This window comes from Streptomyces sp. NPDC003035, from assembly GCF_042888285.1.
Classification (GTDB): domain Bacteria; phylum Actinomycetota; class Actinomycetes; order Streptomycetales; family Streptomycetaceae; genus Streptomyces.
The window spans coordinates 535,508-552,052 of record NZ_JBIAPJ010000004.1 but is presented as its reverse complement, the minus strand read 5'-3'; the positions used below and the strand labels follow the sequence as shown (position 1 = coordinate 552,052).

The window sequence follows — 16,545 nt, the reverse complement described above, 5'->3', positions numbered from 1 at the left end:
GACCTGTGTGTCCGCGTCGGATTCTTTATTTACGGACAGAATGGACACCGCCCGGTACGGCCGCCCCGCCAATGGCACCATGACGCGGTGACCCACGCACGGCAGCACACCCACCGCGCCCCCGTCCAGGTGGTCGCCCACCGCGGCGCCTCCGAGGACGCCCCGGAACACACCCTGGCCGCCTACGTGAAGGCCATCGAGGACGGCGCCGACGCCCTCGAGTGCGATGTCCGGCTCACCGCCGACGGCCATCTCGTGTGCGTCCACGACCGACGCGTCAACCGCACCTCCAACGGCCGCGGCGCCGTCTCCGCGCTGGAGCTCGCCGACCTCGCCGCCCTCGACTTCGGGACCTGGAGGGGACGCGAGGAGGCGGGTGAGAGCCCGGACTGGAAGGACCCCGAGCTCACCTCCGTCCTCACCCTGGAACGCCTCCTGGAGCTGGTCTCCGACGCCGGCCGGCGCGTCGAGCTCGCCATCGAGACCAAACACCCCACGCGCTGGGCGGGCCAGGTGGAGGAGCGCCTGCTGCACCTCCTCAAGCGTTTCGGCCTCGCGGAGCCGGAGACTCCGGAGGACTCTCCCGTACGCGTCATGAGCTTCTCGGGACGCTCCCTCAGCCGGATCGCGGCGGCCGCGCCGACCCTCCCCACCGTCTCGCTGTCCCAGTTCCTCACCCCTCGACTGCGGGACGGACGACTGCCGGCGGGCGCGCGGATCGCCGGACCGTCGATCCGGATCGTCCGCCACCACCCCACCGTGATCCTTCGGCTCCAGAAGACCGGACACCAGGTCCATGTATGGACGGTGGACGAACCGGAGGACGTCGAGCTGTGCGAGCGGCTCGGAGTGGACGCGATCATCACCAACCGTCCGAAGCAGGTGCTGTCCCAGTTGGGCCGCCTTTGACCCGTTCTCCCCACCCGTATCGGGGCTCACAGGGAGTGCAACGGCGCGTTCAGCCCCTACGCGATCGTCACGAGTGCGTCACCGGAGGCGCATTGGCCGGTTTCCGGTCCAGGCCATTGGGGCATCCACACCGTGGCGTGGGGCAAAGGAGGTCTCGGGGGTGGCGTTGGTGGTGGCACAGGAGGTGCCCACGTCGTCGAGCATGGCCGTACCCCATGGCCCTGCGGGCGTGGGTGAGGCGCGACACCGTATGCGGGAGCAGTTGAGCCGCAGCGGGATGTCCGAATCGGTCGTCGACGATGCGGTACTGATCCTTTCCGAACTGCTCAGCAATGCCTGTCGGCACGGCAGGCCGCTGGGGCGGGCCGAGGTGGGAGACGGGGACGTCCGAGCCGCGTGGCGCATCGACGCGTCGGGGGGCCTGACGGTCGAAGTGACGGACGGCGGTGGTCCGACGCGACCTGTTCCGTCGACGCCCTCGGTCACCGCACGCGGCGGCCGTGGGCTGAACATCATCAGCGCGCTGGCTCAGGACTGGGGTGTACGGGACAGCGCGACGGGCGAGGTCACGGTCTGGGTGATCGTCACCGAGGGCCATCGCCGCGAGGACTTCGCGGCGAGGGTCGGCGGCGGCTCGGGCTTCGACTTCCTGGACGCGTACGACGAAGTGGACTGACGACCGGGGCGGGCCCCCGCCGTCCTGGGCGAGGTGCCGATCGGCCGGGGCGGGGTCTCGATGCCCCCGAGCGGGGCCCCGCCGTCCTGGGCGAGTGACGATCCCCCCGGCTGGGCACGGCGTCCCGGGCGAGGTAGCGATCACCTCGGGCAGGGCACTGGCGTCCCGCGGCCGGGCACGGGTGCCCCGGGGCTAGGCACGGCGTCCGGGGCGAGACGACGGTCCCTCCGGGGGGCACGGCGTCCCGGGGCTGGGCACGGCGTCCCGGGGCCGGGCGCCGACCACCCCCTAGGCGGGCGCCGTCATCCCTGGCCAGGTATCGGCGTCCCCAGGCTGGCCACCGATCGCTCCGAGGCAGGCACGGGTGTCCCGAGGTGGGCACGGGTGTCCCGAGGCGGGCGCCGGCGTCCCTGGCCAGGCACCGATCGCCCGAAGCCGGACCCGATCCACCTGAGTCAGGCGCCGACCCCCTGGGCGGACACCGCCGCGCGCCGATCCGGCCGGGATCCGGCGCCGATCACCCCCCGCCCCGGCGCCGATCACCCCCGCCCCGGCGCCGATCTCCCCCACCCCGGGGCCGATCGTCCCGGCCTGAGCCCCGTAGCGCCTTCGTACGGCTAGGCTCGCCCGACACAGAGCCGTGCGCCGAGCACGGTCCTGTCGCCACAGCACTGCCGCTATCCGGGAGAAAGCCACACCATGGCCAAGAAGCGCCCCCAGACGAAGGCCGCCAAGGCACAGGTCACGAACGGGGAGATCCCGGTCGTCGGTGCGCGCGAGCCGTGCCCGTGCGGTTCGGGCCGCCGTTACAAGGCCTGTCACGGCCGGGCCGCCGCACACGCCGTGACCGAGCTCGTCCAGCGCCCCTTCGAGGGCCTGCCCGGCGAGTGCGACTGGGTCGCGCTGCGCGAGCTGGTGCCCGCCGCCACCGTTCCGCTCACCCTGAAGGACGGGCTGCCCGAGGGCGTGCCCTCCGTGACGCTCGCGACCGTGCTGCCGATGGCATGGCCGGCGCTGCGCCGCGACGACGGCTCCGTGCTGCTCGCGCTGCAGAACGACTCCTCTTCCGGCGACCTCGCCCGCGATCTCGCCGACACCCTCCAGCGCGCCCTGGAGGCGGAGCCCGGCACCCCGGTCGCTCCCCGCCGCGTGCCCGCCGAGGGTCCCCGCCTGCAGGAACTCCTCGACCCGAACAGCGATTTTGCGCCGGTCGTGCACGAAGGCTTCGAATTCTGGATTCCGGAGTCCGCCGCCGCCTCCGACCCCGAGGTCACCGCCTCCCTGGAGCGCGCCAACGCCGCCGCGATCCCCACCGTCAAGCTGTCCGGTGTGGACTCCGCGTACTGGTGCGAGACCCCGGACAAGAACCACCTCCGCTGGGTCATGCCGCACCCCGAGGAGAAGCTCCTCGACGCGCTGGCCCGCCTGCACGCCGCCGGCGCCTCCTCCCTGGGCGACGACACCCGGCTTGTCGGCTCCTTCCGGGCGCACGGCCTGATGGTCCCCGTCTGGGACCTGCCGACGTCCATGCGGGCCGAGGACTGCGAGAAGCCGGCCGCCGAGTTCGCCGAACGACTGGCCACGGCGCTGGCTTCCGACGCCCCGCTCACGCCGGAGGAGCGCCGGGCGCGCGGCGGTCTCACCAACCGTCAGGTCACCCTCAGCTGACCCCGGGCCGGCCGCGGTGACTGACAGACCGATCAGTCGGTGACTTCCGCCACAACTCCCCGGCGTGGCCGAGTAAATCCCTGTCCGAATAACCGAGATCGAATTTGCGAACCGCAGATCTCTTGTTACCGTTCTAGAAGCCCGGTCGCTGGTGCATCCCCCGTCGCCAGCGATCGGGCCTTCTCATATCCGGACGGATCTCGTCCGCGGCTCAACTGCCGCCCGCGCCCGCCGCGTTGCTCCCCGACCGCAGCAGCAGCGGCGTACTGTCGCCCTCTCCCGCGCCCGCGAATTCCGCCACCGCCGAATAGGCGGAAGCCGCGCCCCGGGCACGTTCCCGAGGCGTCTCACAGGCCCCCGGTTCATCCTGCGCCGGAACGGCACAGCGCACTTGTACGGTCCGCCCGCCGGGGCCCATCAGCGTGAGCACGGAGTCCAGCGGCTGGCCGGTGGCGTTGCGGTAGTACGTGCGCGCCCAGGTGTCGGGCCCCTCCGTGAGGACGCAGGTCTGCGCCTCGATCCCGTCGGGTGAGGTCAGCTCGGGCCCGCAGTGCGAGGCGCGGCCGGGGAGGTCCGAGGGTGACGGCTGTGTGGCGGGCGGGGGCGAGGACACCGGCCGCTCCGCGGGAGCGCCGAGGCCGAGCCCCGGCAGCAGCCCGCCCTCCGCCTTCGACGCCGGCTTGGCGTCGTCGCGGGGCCCAGGACCGGCCGCCGGACCCGCCAGCGCGGCCAGCGGCAGCAGCGTGGCGCACACCACGACGGCCCCGAGCCCGATCATGCGGAGATTCATGGGACCCACCTGCCCGGCTGGCTGCGACTCGTGAACGGTGCGCCGAAGATATCGGCGGATCGGAGCCACACCGCACGCCGCGCGCCCATTTCCCGTACAAGTCGGGCAGCCTCACACCCGTTCGGGTGAGGGGAGGGGGAGAGGGAGGGGAGAGGAAGAGAGGGGAGAGAGGAAAGGGGAAGCGCCGGATACGGATCCGGCGCCCGGCCTTTCCTTCCGTACGCGGTCCTCCATACGCCCCGCCCGTCCACCCGCCTCCGCCTAGTACGCGAGTCTGCTGCCGCCCCCCGGCGCACCCGTGCTCGCCTCCACCAGCGCGTCCACCACCGCCTCCACGTCCGGCAGCCACGGCCGGGCCGAGCCCTCCAGCGGCGCGCGCTCCCAGCGCACCTGCCCCGTCCCCGCGACCGAGGGCGGCAGCAGCAGATAGCCGCCCTCGCCGTGGAAGCGCAGCGAGCTGGGCACGCTGTCCTTCGCGTAGAGGAGCTCGCCGAGCTGTTCGAGGCTGTACGGGGCGACCAGCAGCGACCAGCGGGTCGGCGTCGCCACCACCGGGCCGAGCCGCATGCCCATCGCGTCGAGGGCGTCCAGGGCGCGTGCCCCCGCGACGGCCGGCAGGCTCACCGCGCAGGGCGCCGCGCCGCCGGTGGCCAGGACGACCGGGGCCTCCGGGCGCCGGGTCCACCACCAGCGGATCATGCGCTCGTCGGTGGTGGCCGCGAGCAGTCCGGGGTCGAAGGGGTGGGCGCCGGGAACGACGCACTGCGGGTCGGGGCAGGCGCAGCCGGCCCCTCTGGTCGTACGGGTCGTCGTCTTCAGCCCCACACCGGGCAGTACGGGCCAAGCCCACTCGGTGGCGCAGACAAGCGCCGCGTCGAGCTGGATGGTCCTCTCCTTGCGCCGGAACCGGAACCTGCGTCGCCTTCCGAGGATCTCGCGCATGAGCGCTCGTTCCTTTCCGTTGAACGCCGAATCCACATCACACCACGTGCAGATCTCTTCACCGTGCGTATCAGCGCGTACAAGGTCGGCGGTTCACCGCCCCGTGCGGTGGGGCGGGAGGGGCCGAGCTGAGGCTCGTCGTCCACTCGAGGGGCGCGGCCTGCGGCGGTGAGGACGCCCAGGCACCCTGCCAGGTTCCGGGGCTGCTTCAACTGCCCCTGGCCATCACCGTTTACGTACCCATCACGTTCAAATCAACGCGCTTTCAAACGACGCCAGTCGACCGCGAATGGTGCACGGTGGGGGTAATTTTCGGCCAACTTGGCCTGCACTTCAACCCTTCTACCAAACCCCACAGACACCACAACTCCCGTGGGGACAATGCTGGACATCGCTCCTCTTGTGCGTGTACATGTGGATGCATTGCTAGCGGCGCAGATTGACATGGGGGTTTGCGATGCTAAAGAGCGAAACGCACCGGTCGGAAAGCCGATCGACATGAGCGCCCCACACCTGCCGAAAGTGGCCGGAATCGATTCCACGGTTCCCTCACCCGCGCACACTGCGGCGCCCATCCCGTCCGTCATCCCCTCCGCCGCGGCCCTCCCGGGCATCCCCGGCGCGATGATCCAGGACCGGCTGGCCGGCTGGGTCTCCGACCTCACCACCCTCCACGAACTGACCGAACGCCTGGTCACGACCGGTTCGCTCGATGAGGCACTGCGCGAGGTGCTCCGCGCCGGCGCCGCCCTCGTCGGCGCCCGCCGCGGCATGGCCGTCCTCGAACCCGCCGACGGACTCGGCCCCGCCTCCACCGTCGGCCTCGGGCTCGCCCACGCGGAGCTCGGCACCATCGAGACCGTGCCGCGCAGCGCCACCTCGTACGGCCGCATCCTCGACGGCCTTCCCGAACCGACCGGCTCCCGGACGGTGCCCGGCCACGAACCGGCCGGCTCCCGGACCGTGCTGCCCGGCCCCATCGCGGTCCCCGACCTCCTCGGCCAGGCCGAGCTCGACCCCCGCCACCGCGAGGTCGCCGCCCGGCTCGGCTACGCCGCCAGCTACGCCCTCCCCCTCGCCACCGAGGCCGCCGGGAGGCTCGGCGCCGTCGTCTGGCTGTACGACGAGCCCGCCGAACCCGTCGAACGCCAGCGCCATCTCGTCGGCCTCTACGGCCGGTACGCCACCGAACACCTCGCCCGCCTCCTCGAACTGGAGCGTGCCCGCGTCCAGGTGGCCACCGTCGCCGAGGAGTTGCTGCCCAGCCGTCTCCCCCGGGTCCCCGGCGTCCAGCTCGCCGCCCGCCACCGCACCAGCCCCCAGGGCGGCGGCGACTGGTACGACGCGCTGCCGCTGCCCGAGGGCGCCCTCGGGCTCGCCGTCGGCTCCGTCTCCGGGACCGGCCCGAGCGCTCTCGCCGCCATGGGGCGACTGCGCGCCTCCCTGCGGGCGTACGCGGTCATGGAGGGCGAGGACCCCGTCGCCGTCCTCTCCGACCTGGAGCTCCTGCTCCGGCTCACCGAGCCCGCCCGCTCGGCCACCGCGCTCTTCGCCTACTCCGAGCCGAAGCAGCGCAAGCTCGTCCTCGCCGGAGCCGGGCACACCCCGCCGCTGATCATCGGCGAGCACCGCACCGAGTTCGTCGAGACCTCACTGTCCGCGCCCCTCGGGATGCTCGCCTGCTGGGAGGCGCCGAGCGTCGAGATCGCCCCCGCGCCCGGAGAAACGGTGCTGCTCTACACGGACGGGCTGCTGCGCCGGACCGGCGACCCCATGGACCGGGCCTTCGCCCGGCTCCACGCGGCCGCCGCGAGTGTGCCGAAGGCGGACCGGGACGATCCGGGCGCCCTCGCCGACCACGTGCTGCGGACCCTGCTGCCCGAGGGCCTCGACACCGCCGTGGACGGGGAGGACGTGGTCCTGCTCGCGGCCCGCTTCGAGTGAGCGGTACGTGACTCGGCACGACCGGCATGTGACTCAGCGGTAATGGGTCTTCCGGCCCTGGGCCCCCTTCCGTACGACCGTACGATGGTGGGGGTTCAGTGTCGTACCAAGAGGAGGCAGACCCGTGGCCGAAGAGCTCACGCCGGAGACCCCGGAAGAGACCGAAGAGCCGATCAAGCAGCGCAAGAACGGCCTGTACCAGGGCGTCTCCGACGAGCTCGCCGAGAACATGAAGTCCGGCTGGGCCGACACCGAGCTGCGCGAACTGCGGCCGATCGCGCAGGCCGAGCACACCGCTGCCCGCCGTGCCGCGCTGTCCGCGCGCTTCCCCGGCGAGCGTCTCGTCATCCCCGCGGGCAACCTGAAGACCCGCTCCAACGACACCGAGTACAGCTTCCGCGCCTCCACCGAGTACGCGTACCTCACCGGCGACCAGACGCACGACGGCGTCCTCGTCCTGGAGCCGACGAAGAGCGGCCACCAGGCCACGATCTACCTGCTGCCCCGCTCCGACCGTGAGAACGGCGAGTTCTGGCTCGACGGCATGGGCGAGCTGTGGGTCGGCCGCCGCCACTCCCTCACCGAGGCGGAGCAGCTGCTCGGCATCCCGGCGAAGGACGTCCGCGAGCTGCCCGCCGCCCTCAAGGAGGCCACCGGCCCCGTCCGCAACGTCCGCGGCCACGACGCCTCCATCGAGGCCGCGCTGAGCGACAAGGTCACCGCCGAGCGCGACGAGGAACTCCGCGTCTACCTCTCCGAGGCCCGTCTCATCAAGGACGACTTCGAGATCGGCGAGCTCCAGAAGGCCTGCGACTCCACCGCCCGCGGCTTCGAGGACGTCGTCAAGGTCCTCGACAAGGCCGAGGCGACCAGCGAGCGCTACATAGAGGGCACCTTCTTCCTGCGCGCCCGCGTCGAGGGCAACGACGTCGGCTACGGCTCCATCTGCGCCGCGGGACCGCACGCCACCACCCTGCACTGGGTGCGCAACGACGGCCCGGTCCGCTCCGGCGACCTGCTGCTCCTCGACGCCGGTGTGGAGACCGACGAGCTCTACACCGCCGACGTGACCCGCACCCTGCCGATCAACGGCCGCTACACCGAGCTCCAGCGCAAGATCTACGACGCCGTGTACGAGGCGCAGGAGGCGGGCATCGCCGCGGTGAAGCCGGGCGCCGCCTACCGCGACTTCCACGACGCCGCCCAGCGCGTGCTCGCCGAGAAGCTCGTCGAGTGGGGCCTCGTCGAGGGTCCGGTCGAGCGCGTCCTGGAGCTCGGCCTCCAGCGCCGCTGGACCCTCCACGGCACCGGCCACATGCTCGGCATGGACGTCCACGACTGCGCCGCCGCGCGCACCGAGGCGTACGTCGACACGACGCTCGAGCCGGGCATGTGCCTGACCGTCGAGCCGGGCCTGTACTTCCAGGCCGACGACCTGACCGTGCCGGAGGAGTACCGGGGCATCGGCGTCCGCATCGAGGACGACATCCTCGTCACGGAGGACGGCAACCGGAACCTCTCCGACTCGCTGCCGCGTCGCGCGGACGAGGTCGAGGCGTGGATGGCCGGCTTGAAGGGCTGACCCCCGCCCCGCCACGCACCCACGGAAGGGCCCCTGCCGACATGATCGGCGGGGGCCCTTCCGTGGGTGCGCAATGTCGTGCGGGTCGCGGGTCGCGGGTCGTGCATGCAGATCGTGCGTGCAGATCGTGCGTGCGGATCGTGCGTGCGGATCGTGCGTGCGGATCGTGCGGGAGGTCAGCGTGTCAGGTCAGCGCGAGGGGAGCGTCGGTCCGCCATTTGACGATCTTGTCGAAGGAGACGAGCGCCCCGCCCCGGCCCGTACGGCCGAAGTGGACATGGTCGGCGAGCTCCGCGATCAGCCGCAGCCCGCGGCCGTTCTCCGCGTCCGGGGCCGCGGGCAACGGGGCGCCGGAGAAGCCCGGGCCCGCGTCCGCCACCTCGATCCGGCAGGTCTCACCGTCCAGATAGGCGGTGACCCGGTACGCCTCCGAGCCCACGCCGGAACCGGTGTCGCCACAGCCACCGTGCTCGACGGCGTTGGCGCACGCCTCGGTCAGGGCCACCGACAGCTCGTACGACACGTCCGGATCGACACCCGCCGTCTCCATCGTGCCGAGAAGGAGTCGCCTGGCGAGCGGCACGCTCGCTGCCTCACGCCGGAGATGGAGAGACCACCAGATGCTCATGCTTCAGCCTCCTGGCTGCGGCTCGACATGCTGCGGCGCGACATACCGATACCTATTGCCCTCCGAAGGGGCCCGTAAGCCCCGGGGGAACGCAAGAGCGCTCGTTCGGCGGATGTGGGCACGCCGTACGCCGGTGTATGTCCCGTGTGTGTCCGGTGTATGTCGGGTGTATGTCGGGCCCGAAGGCACCAAAGGGTGACCTTCCGGACCTGCCGTACGGCAGGTCCGGGCCTGGTGCGATGATGGGCCCGCCATGTCTGCCCCCGCGCTCGCACCACGTCTGCTGAGGGCCGCGGTGTTCACCGCGGTCTGCGTCGTGCTGTCCGGGCTCGGACACGCCCTCGCCGCCTGCGCGGGCATCGCGCTGTGGGCCGTGGTCGCCGGGTTCCTCGGGCTCTTCGGGATCACCGTGCTCTTCGCCGGGCGGGAGCGCTCGCTGCCCGCCATCGTCGGCACGCTGACCGCTGGACAGCTCGGGCTGCACATCCTGTTCGGCCTCGGACAGCGTCCCCTCGCGGCGAACGCCCTCGGCCCGGCCTCCGACGACGCACTGATCCGCATGGCCGCCAAACTCGTCTGCGGCGCAGGGGCCGCGGCGCTCAGCCCCGCCGACGCGACCCGGATCATCACCGACGCCGGTCTCGACCCGGCCGACGCCGCCGCCCACGCGCACCCCGCCCACGCCGCCCATCTGGGGGCAGAGGCCGCGGGGAGCGCAGATCTGCTGCCCGACCTGCCCATGGCGCTCGGCCACCTGCTGGCCGCGCTGGCCACCGGTTGGCTGCTGCGCCGCGGCGACCTCGCCCTCGGCCGGCTCGTCCGGCTCTCCTCCCAGGGAGCGACCGAGCTGGCCGAAGGCGCCCTCGTCCGCTCCCTGCGCGCCGCACTGACGCTCGTACGCGCCCTGCTCTCCGGTCTTCCCGGACTGCCGGCAGCCGGTCCCCGCCGCCCCGCCCGTACCGCGGCCGACGACACCCCGCCGCCCGACGCGGCGGCACTCCAGCACACGGTCATCCGGCGCGGCCCGCCGGCCGCCGACTGCGTCCTCGCAGCCTGACGCGGACCGCTCACCGCTCATCACTCACGGGAGCGGGCCGCGAGCGTCCGCGCGCACCCGTCCGTGCGCCCGGCGTGCCTGCCTCTCACCTTCCCTCCCGAGCTGGAGTGTCTTCTGCCATGACCGTTTCCGCTTCCGCCTCCCGTACCGCCGTCTCCCGTATCGCCGTCGCCGGTGGCATCGCCCTGTCCTCCGTCGCCCTGCTCTCCGGCACCGCCTTCGCGCACGTCAGCGTGCAGCCCCAGGGCGAGGCCGCGAAGGGCGGATACGCGACCGTGAACATCAAGGTCCCCAACGAGCGCGACAACGCCTCCACCGTCAAGGTCGAGGTCAACTTCCCCACCGACCACCCGCTCGCGTCCGTGATGCCGCAGCCGGTACCGGGCTGGAAGGCCGAGGTCACCAAGGCCAAGCTCGCCAAGCCGCTGGAGCTGCACGGCAAGAAGATCAACGAAGCCGTCGCCAAGGTCACCTGGACCGCGGACGGCTCGAAGATCGGCCCCGGACAGTTCCAGCAGTTCCCGCTCTCCCTCGGGCAGCTGCCGGAGGACACCGACCAGCTCGTCCTCAAGGCCATCCAGACCTACGACAACAACGAGGTCGTCCGCTGGATCGAGGAGTCGAAGGAAGGCGCGGCCGAGCCGCAGAATCCCGCTCCCGTCCTGAAGCTGTCCGCGGCGACCGACGACCACCACGGCGGCGGCGCCAAGGCGGACGACAAGGCGGAGGACAAGGCAGAGGACAAGGCCGGGCACGGCAAGGCGTCGCACACCGAGGCCGCCGGCTCCCACGCCGACTCCGGCTCCTCCGGCTCCGACACCACCGCGCGTGTGCTCGGCGTCATCGGCATCCTCGTGGGCATCGCGGGCGTCGCCTTCGGTGTGCTCGCCGGCCGCCGCCGCTCGGCCTGAACCCTTCCGTAGAAAGAACGCCACTCATGTCAGTCCAGAAGTCGACCGACCCGAAGACCGATGAGCAGGCCCGGCCGAGCCGCCGCGCCCCCCTGATCGCCGCGTCCGCCGTGGCCGCCGCCGCCCTCGTGGTCACCGCCTTCGTCGGCCTCGGCGGAGGCGACGACAAGGCGACCGGCGCCGGCACCGGACCGGTCGCCGAGGTCTCCACCGACAGCGACACCACCAAGGCGGCGACGGTCCTCGACCGGCCGTTCACCAAGCCCGACCTCGTCCTCACGGACACCAAGGGCCAGAAGTTCGACCTCCGCGAGCGGACCAAGGGCAAGCCGACGCTGATCTACTTCGGCTACACCCACTGCCCCGACGTCTGCCCGTTGACGATGAGCAACATCGCCATCGCCAAGAAGCAGCTCCCCAAGGCGGACCAGGACAAGCTCCAGGTCGTCTTCGTCACCACCGACCCCGAGCGGGACACCTCGGCCGAACTCGCCAAGTGGCTGCCGGCCGCCGGTGACCCCTCCTTCACCGGTCTCACCGGCGACTTCTCCGCGATCCAGGCGGGCGCCCGCCAGATCGGCATCGGCATCGACCCGCCGAAGAAGGAGAAGAACGGCTCGGTCGTCTCCATGCACGGAGCCCAGGTGATCGCGTTCTCGCCCACCACCGACCAGGGCTACGTCCTGTACGGCGAGGACACCACCGTCGACGACTACGCCAAGGACCTGCCGAAGATCATCAAGGGGGAGAACCCGTGAACCGCCGCACCACCCGCGCCCTCGCCGTCGCCCTGACCCTCGTCTCCGGGGCGGCGCTGGCCGGTTGCTCCACCGACAGCACGCCCGAACTGAAGGTCTCCGGCGCCTTCATGCCGCAGCCGGTGGCGGACATGGCCGGCGGGTTCCTGACGATCACGAACGACGGCGACACGGCCGACAAGCTCACCTCCGTCACCAGCCCGATCGCGGACGACGTGACGATCCACGAGACGAAGGACCAGAAGATGCAGGAGGTGAAGTCCTTCGACATCCCTGCCCACGGTGAGCTGAAGCTCGAACGCGGCGGCAACCACATCATGCTCATGGGTCTCAAGGTCAAGCCGAAGCAGGGCGAGAACGTCAGCATCGAGCTGCACTTCGAGAAGGCCGACCCCATCACGGTCGACCTTCCCGTCGAGGCCGCCACCCACAACCCGAAGCAGCACTGAGCTACGTGAGGGACTGACCACACTCATGCCAGCCACCGCCCCGCGCCTCGGAACCGCCCTGGCCCGGCTCCTGCTCGTCACGGCCGCGCTCCTCGGCACCCTGCTCGCCGGCGCCGCGCCCGCGTCCGCACATGCCGCGCTCACCGGCAGCGACCCGAAGGACGGGGCGGTGGTCGCCACCGCCCCCAAGGACGTCAACCTCACCTTCTCCGAACAGGTCGCCATGAGCGCCGACTCCATCCGGATCCTCGATCCGGCGGGGAAGCGGGTCGACACCGGAGAGATCCGCGACCTGTGCAGCGGATCGATCGTCAAGTACGGGGTGGGGCTCCGCTCCGGCCTGCCGGAAGGCACCTACACCGTCGCCTGGCAGACCGTCTCCGCCGACAGCCACCCCATCGCCGGCGCCTTCACCTTCTCCATCGGCGCCCCCTCCCAGACCTCCGTCGCCCTGCCCGACCAGGAAGCCGGCGGCGGGCTCGTCGGCACGCTGTACGGCATCGCCCGCTACCTCTCCTACGCCGGCTTCGTCGTCCTCGTCGGCGGCGGCGCCTTCGTCCTCGCCTGCTGGCCGCGCGGCGCCGCCGTGCGTCCGGTGCAGCGGCTCGTGGTCCGAGGCTGGCTGACGCTCACCGCGGCCACCCTGGTCATGCTGCTGCTGCGCAACCCGTACACCGGCTCCGGCGAACTCGCCGACGCCTTCGACCTCGGCGGACTGAAGTCCGTCCTGGAGACGAAGACCGGCGCCGCGCTGATCTCCCGGCTGATGCTCCTGGGCGCGGCCGCGCTCTTCGTCGCCGTGCTGTTCGGTGCGTACACGAAGCGGACCGACGAGAAGGAGAAGAAGGACCTCACCTTCGGCCTCGCGATCGGCGGCTCCGTGGTGGCCGCCGGCATCGCGGGCACCTGGGCACTTGCTGAACACGCCTCGACCGGCCTGCAGCCGGGGATCGCGATGCCCATCGACATCCTGCACCTGCTGGCCGTGGCCGCCTGGCTCGGTGGCCTGACGGCACTACTCGTCGCGCTGTACCGGGCACCCGACATCGAGCGGGCGGCTGTCGAGCGCTTCTCGAAGGTCGCCTTCGGGTCGGTGGTCGTCCTCGCGGCCACCGGGCTCTACCAGTCCTGGCGACAGGTCGGCTCCTGGCCGGCCCTGACCGGCACGGCGTACGGACAGCTGCTGCTGGTCAAGGTCGGGCTCGTGGCCGTGCTCGTGGGCATCGCCTGGATCTCCCGCCGCTGGACCCAGCGACTCGGCGCACCGGCGGAGACGGAGAGCGCCGAGAGCGCCGAGGACACAGAGACCGACGACACGGTCTCCGACGACACGGACAGCGTCGGCGGGGACCGTGTGGAGGACGTCGACCCCGTACGGGCCGCCCAGCTCGCGCGCCAACGGGCCGCCGTCGCCACCGCCCGGAAGAAGCGCGACCGCGACGCCGACCCGGAACGCAGCGGCCTGCGCCGCTCGGTCCTCACCGAGGCCGTCGTCGCCGTCGCCCTGCTCGCCGTGACCACCGTCCTGACCTCGACCGAACCCGGTCGTACGGAGGAAGAGGCCGGGCGCTCCGCGTCCACGTCCGGCTCGGCCGCCGTACCCGAGCGGCCCATCGACATCCGGCTGCCCTTCGACACCGGTGGCGTGGACGGCAAGGGAACGGTACGGCTCAGCCTCGACCCCGGCCGTACCGGCGCCAACGCCCTGCACCTCTATGTCGACCGGCCCAACGGGCGCCCGCTGGACGTCCCCGAGATCAAGGTCGCCTTCACCTTGAAGGAGAAGAACGTCGGCCCGCTGCCCGTCGTACCCGACCGGATCCAGACCGGACACTGGAGCGCGAGCGGCGTCCAGATCCCGATGGCCGGTGAATGGCAGATCCAGGTGACGGTCCGTACCTCCGACATCGACCAGACCACCATCGACAAGAACGTGAAGATCGGCTGACCCGCGTGAGCGACAACGACAACCTTGAGATCTCCCGGCGACGGATGCTCGGCACGGTCGGCGCGGCGGGCGCGGCCGGAATCGCGCTCGGCGCCGCCGGCGGAGCCGGGGTGTACGCGGCGGTCGCCGACTCCGGCCCTTCGGCCACCGACGCGAAGGCACTGACGACGGTCGGGGCGACGGAGGCGATGTTTCACGGGAAACATCAAGCGGGGATCACCACTCCGCTTCAGTCGCGCGGTCATCTGATCGCCTTCGACCTCGCCCCCGGAGCGGGCCGCAAGGAGGCCGCCGCCCTGCTGCGCCGCTGGTCGGCGACGGCCAAGGCGCTGATGGCGGGCAAGCCGTCGACCGACGACACCGGCATCGCCCTGGACGCGGGCCCCTCCTCGCTGACGGTCACCTTCGGCTTCGGCCACTCCTTCTTCGGCCGGACCGGACTCACCGCGCGCCGCCCGACGCAGCTCGATCCGCTGCCCGCCTTCTCCTCCGACGCGCTGGACCCCAAGCGCTCGGAGGGCGACCTCTGGGTGCAGATCGGCGCGGACGACGCGCTGGTCGCCTTCCACGCACTGCGCGCCCTGCAGAAGGACGCCGGCTCGGCCGCGAAGGTGCGCTGGCAGATGAACGGCTTCAACCGGTCGGCGGGCGCGACCGCGCGGCCCATGACGGCCCGCAACCTCATGGGGCAGGTGGACGGGACCGGCAACCCGAAGCCCACCGATCCCGACTTCGACCAGCGGATCTTCGTCCCGGAGACCGCGGCCGGCGCGGGCGCCTCGGGCGCGCAGGAGTGGATGGCCGGGGGCTCGTACGCCGTCGTACGCCGGATCCGCATGCTCCTCGACGACTGGGAGAAGCTCCCGCTGGACCAGCAGGAGAAGGTCATCGGCCGACGGAAATCGGACGGCGCCCCGCTCACCGGCGGCACCGAGACGACCGAGCTCGACCTGAACAAGGTCGGACCGGACGGCAAGCTCGTGATCCCCGACAACGCCCACTCCCGTATCTCCGCCCCCGAACAGAACGGCGGAGCGGCGATGCTGCGGCGGCCGTTCTCCTTCCACGACGGCATCGGGCCGGACGGCACACCCGACGCGGGGCTGCTCTTCATCTGCTGGCAGGCCGATCCGCTGCGCGGCTTCGTGCCCGTGCAGCGCAAGCTCGACCGGGGCGACGCGCTGTCCGCCTTCGTCCGCCACGAGGCCAGCGGCCTGTTCGCCGTACCGGGTGGGGCCGCGGAGGGCGAGTACGTGGGCCAGCGGCTGCTGGAGTCATGACCCCGGGCGGGCGTCGGGTCGACAGCTCCCGCGCCTATTAGGGTGACCGTATGTCAGCCACCCGGTATACGTATCTCGGTCCCGAAGGCACTTTCACGGAGGCCGCGCTGCGGACGCTGCCCGAGGCCGCGACCCGGGAGCTCGTCCCGATGGTCTCCGTCCCGGCCGCGCTGGACGCCGTACGCAACGGAGAGGCTGCCGCCGCTCTCGTACCGATCGAGAACTCGGTGGAGGGCGGGGTCACCGCGACCCTGGACGAACTGGCCTCCGGCGAGCACCTGATGATCTACCGCGAGGTGGTCCTGCCGATCGCCTTCGCCCTGCTCGTACGGCCGGGCACCGAACTGTCGGAGATCAAGACGGTCACCGGTCACCCGGTGGCCCAGCCGCAGGTACGGAACTGGCTGCGGGCGCATCTGCCCGACGCCCGGTGGGAGTCGGCCGCCTCGAACGCGGACGGGGCCCGGCTCGTGCAGGAGGGCCGGTTCGACGCGGCCTTCGCCGGGGAGTTCGCGGCGGCGACCTACGGCCTGGAGGCGCTGGTCACCGAGATCCACGACGCGGAGAACGCCGAGACGCGGTTCGTCCTGGTGGGCCGGCCGGCGCGGCCGGCCGCGCCGACGGGAGCGGACAAGACCTCGGTCGTGCTGTGGCTGGGTGATGACCATCCGGGTGCCCTCCTCGAGCTGCTCCAGGAATTCGCGGTGCGCGGGGTCAACCTGATGCTGATCCAGTCACGCCCGACGGGCGCGGGCATCGGCAACTACTGCTTCGCCGTGGACGCCGAGGGCCATATCTCCGACCGGCGGGTGGGCGAGGCGCTGATGGGTCTGAAGCGGATCTGCCCGAAGGTGCGGTTCCTCGGGTCGTACCCGCGGGCGGGCGTCGCGGTGAAGGACGTACGGGCGCTGCGGCGCGGGACCTCGGACGCGGAGTTCATGGCGGCCTCCGATTGGCTGGCGAGGGCCCAGGACGGTCGGGCCTGATCCGATGATGGCCCCTC

At 71.9% G+C, this 16,545-nt stretch carries 15 protein-coding genes; 12 read left to right on the top strand and 3 right to left on the bottom strand.

Translation table 11 applies throughout. The annotated features are described in order from the left end of the window. Positions 1-87: 87 nt before the first annotated feature. The 3 genes from ACFYV5_RS15730 (at position 88) to ACFYV5_RS15720 (ending at position 3,253) form a co-directional block, all read left to right on the top strand. The gene (locus ACFYV5_RS15730; RefSeq protein ID WP_355110785.1) at positions 88-909 is read left to right on the top strand and encodes a glycerophosphodiester phosphodiesterase; all 822 of its coding nucleotides are present in this window, start codon (positions 88-90) and stop codon (positions 907-909) included. A gap of 73 nt (positions 910-982) precedes the next feature. Continuing rightward, positions 983-1,585: an ATP-binding protein gene (locus tag ACFYV5_RS15725; protein WP_355110784.1), complete on the top strand. Its 603-nt coding sequence runs from the start codon at positions 983-985 to the stop codon at positions 1,583-1,585. Between the two features lie 699 nt (positions 1,586-2,284). Next, positions 2,285-3,253, top strand: coding sequence for a DUF5926 family protein (locus ACFYV5_RS15720; RefSeq protein ID WP_355110783.1), 969 nt, complete (start codon positions 2,285-2,287; stop codon positions 3,251-3,253). Between the two features lie 211 nt (positions 3,254-3,464). Here ACFYV5_RS15720 and ACFYV5_RS15715 read toward each other — a convergent pair whose 3' ends face one another. Together ACFYV5_RS15715 and ACFYV5_RS15710 are read right to left on the bottom strand one after the other, a co-directional pair. After that, a complete protein-coding gene (locus tag ACFYV5_RS15715) occupies positions 3,465-4,043 on the bottom strand; it encodes a hypothetical protein (RefSeq protein WP_355110782.1) in 579 nt (192 codons plus the stop codon). Positions 4,044-4,304: 261 nt separating this feature from the next. Further along, complete coding sequence (locus tag ACFYV5_RS15710; protein ID WP_355110781.1) at positions 4,305-4,985, bottom strand: bifunctional DNA primase/polymerase; 681 nt, start codon at positions 4,983-4,985, stop codon at positions 4,305-4,307. A 381-nt stretch (positions 4,986-5,366) separates the two neighbouring features. On the opposite strand from ACFYV5_RS15710, the gene ACFYV5_RS15705 reads away from it, so the two are divergent. Both ACFYV5_RS15705 and ACFYV5_RS15700 read left to right on the top strand, forming a co-directional pair. Further along, positions 5,367-6,929: a PP2C family protein-serine/threonine phosphatase gene (locus ACFYV5_RS15705; RefSeq protein WP_389168671.1), complete on the top strand. Its 1,563-nt coding sequence runs from the start codon at positions 5,367-5,369 to the stop codon at positions 6,927-6,929. A 124-nt stretch (positions 6,930-7,053) separates the two neighbouring features. Next, positions 7,054-8,511, top strand: coding sequence for an aminopeptidase P family protein (locus ACFYV5_RS15700; RefSeq protein WP_389168669.1), 1,458 nt, complete (start codon positions 7,054-7,056; stop codon positions 8,509-8,511). Between the two features lie 184 nt (positions 8,512-8,695). Here ACFYV5_RS15700 and ACFYV5_RS15695 read toward each other — a convergent pair whose 3' ends face one another. Then, entirely contained in the window at positions 8,696-9,139 is a 444-nt protein-coding gene (locus tag ACFYV5_RS15695; RefSeq protein WP_355110779.1) for an ATP-binding protein, read from the bottom strand. Between the two features lie 253 nt (positions 9,140-9,392). Here ACFYV5_RS15695 and ACFYV5_RS15690 point away from each other — a divergent pair, with 253 nt between their 5' ends. From ACFYV5_RS15690 to pheA, 7 genes are all read left to right on the top strand, one after another. After that, positions 9,393-10,196: a hypothetical protein gene (locus tag ACFYV5_RS15690; RefSeq protein ID WP_389168667.1), complete on the top strand. Its 804-nt coding sequence runs from the start codon at positions 9,393-9,395 to the stop codon at positions 10,194-10,196. A 119-nt stretch (positions 10,197-10,315) separates the two neighbouring features. Beyond that, positions 10,316-11,107, top strand: coding sequence for a YcnI family protein (locus tag ACFYV5_RS15685; protein ID WP_389168665.1), 792 nt, complete (start codon positions 10,316-10,318; stop codon positions 11,105-11,107). Positions 11,108-11,133: 26 nt separating this feature from the next. Then, positions 11,134-11,865: an SCO family protein gene (locus ACFYV5_RS15680; RefSeq protein ID WP_389168663.1), complete on the top strand. Its 732-nt coding sequence runs from the start codon at positions 11,134-11,136 to the stop codon at positions 11,863-11,865. After that, positions 11,862-12,314 carry a copper chaperone PCu(A)C gene (locus ACFYV5_RS15675; RefSeq protein WP_389168661.1) on the top strand — a complete coding sequence of 151 codons (453 nt, stop codon included), beginning with the start codon at positions 11,862-11,864 and terminating at the stop codon, positions 12,312-12,314. Before ACFYV5_RS15680 ends, ACFYV5_RS15675 begins: the two co-directional genes overlap by 4 nt. A 25-nt stretch (positions 12,315-12,339) precedes the next feature. Continuing rightward, the gene (locus ACFYV5_RS15670; RefSeq protein WP_389168659.1) at positions 12,340-14,262 is read left to right on the top strand and encodes a copper resistance CopC/CopD family protein; all 1,923 of its coding nucleotides are present in this window, start codon (positions 12,340-12,342) and stop codon (positions 14,260-14,262) included. A gap of 5 nt (positions 14,263-14,267) precedes the next feature. After that, the gene (gene efeB / locus ACFYV5_RS15665; RefSeq protein WP_389168657.1) at positions 14,268-15,542 is read left to right on the top strand and encodes an iron uptake transporter deferrochelatase/peroxidase subunit; all 1,275 of its coding nucleotides are present in this window, start codon (positions 14,268-14,270) and stop codon (positions 15,540-15,542) included. Positions 15,543-15,592: 50 nt separating this feature from the next. Then, on the top strand, positions 15,593-16,528 hold the full coding sequence (gene pheA / locus ACFYV5_RS15660) for a prephenate dehydratase (protein ID WP_355110772.1): 936 nt from the start codon (positions 15,593-15,595) through the stop codon (positions 16,526-16,528). Positions 16,529-16,545: the final 17 nt, after the last annotated feature.

Excerpts from the sequence above, each read along its gene's own strand:
- ACFYV5_RS15720 (WP_355110783.1), top strand. The coding sequence starts at position 2,285 with ATGGCCAAGAAGCGCCCCCAGACGAAGGCCGCCAAGGCACAGGTCACG.
- ACFYV5_RS15715 (WP_355110782.1), bottom strand. The coding sequence starts at position 4,043 with ATGAATCTCCGCATGATCGGGCTCGGGGCCGTCGTGGTGTGCGCCACG.
- ACFYV5_RS15710 (WP_355110781.1), bottom strand. The coding sequence starts at position 4,985 with ATGCGCGAGATCCTCGGAAGGCGACGCAGGTTCCGGTTCCGGCGCAAG.
- ACFYV5_RS15705 (WP_389168671.1), top strand. The coding sequence starts at position 5,367 with ATGCTGGACATCGCTCCTCTTGTGCGTGTACATGTGGATGCATTGCTA.
- ACFYV5_RS15695 (WP_355110779.1), bottom strand. The coding sequence starts at position 9,139 with ATGAGCATCTGGTGGTCTCTCCATCTCCGGCGTGAGGCAGCGAGCGTG.
- ACFYV5_RS15690 (WP_389168667.1), top strand. The coding sequence starts at position 9,393 with ATGTCTGCCCCCGCGCTCGCACCACGTCTGCTGAGGGCCGCGGTGTTC.
- ACFYV5_RS15685 (WP_389168665.1), top strand. The coding sequence starts at position 10,316 with ATGACCGTTTCCGCTTCCGCCTCCCGTACCGCCGTCTCCCGTATCGCC.
- ACFYV5_RS15680 (WP_389168663.1), top strand. The coding sequence starts at position 11,134 with ATGTCAGTCCAGAAGTCGACCGACCCGAAGACCGATGAGCAGGCCCGG.
- ACFYV5_RS15670 (WP_389168659.1), top strand. The coding sequence starts at position 12,340 with ATGCCAGCCACCGCCCCGCGCCTCGGAACCGCCCTGGCCCGGCTCCTG.
- pheA (WP_355110772.1), top strand. The coding sequence starts at position 15,593 with ATGTCAGCCACCCGGTATACGTATCTCGGTCCCGAAGGCACTTTCACG.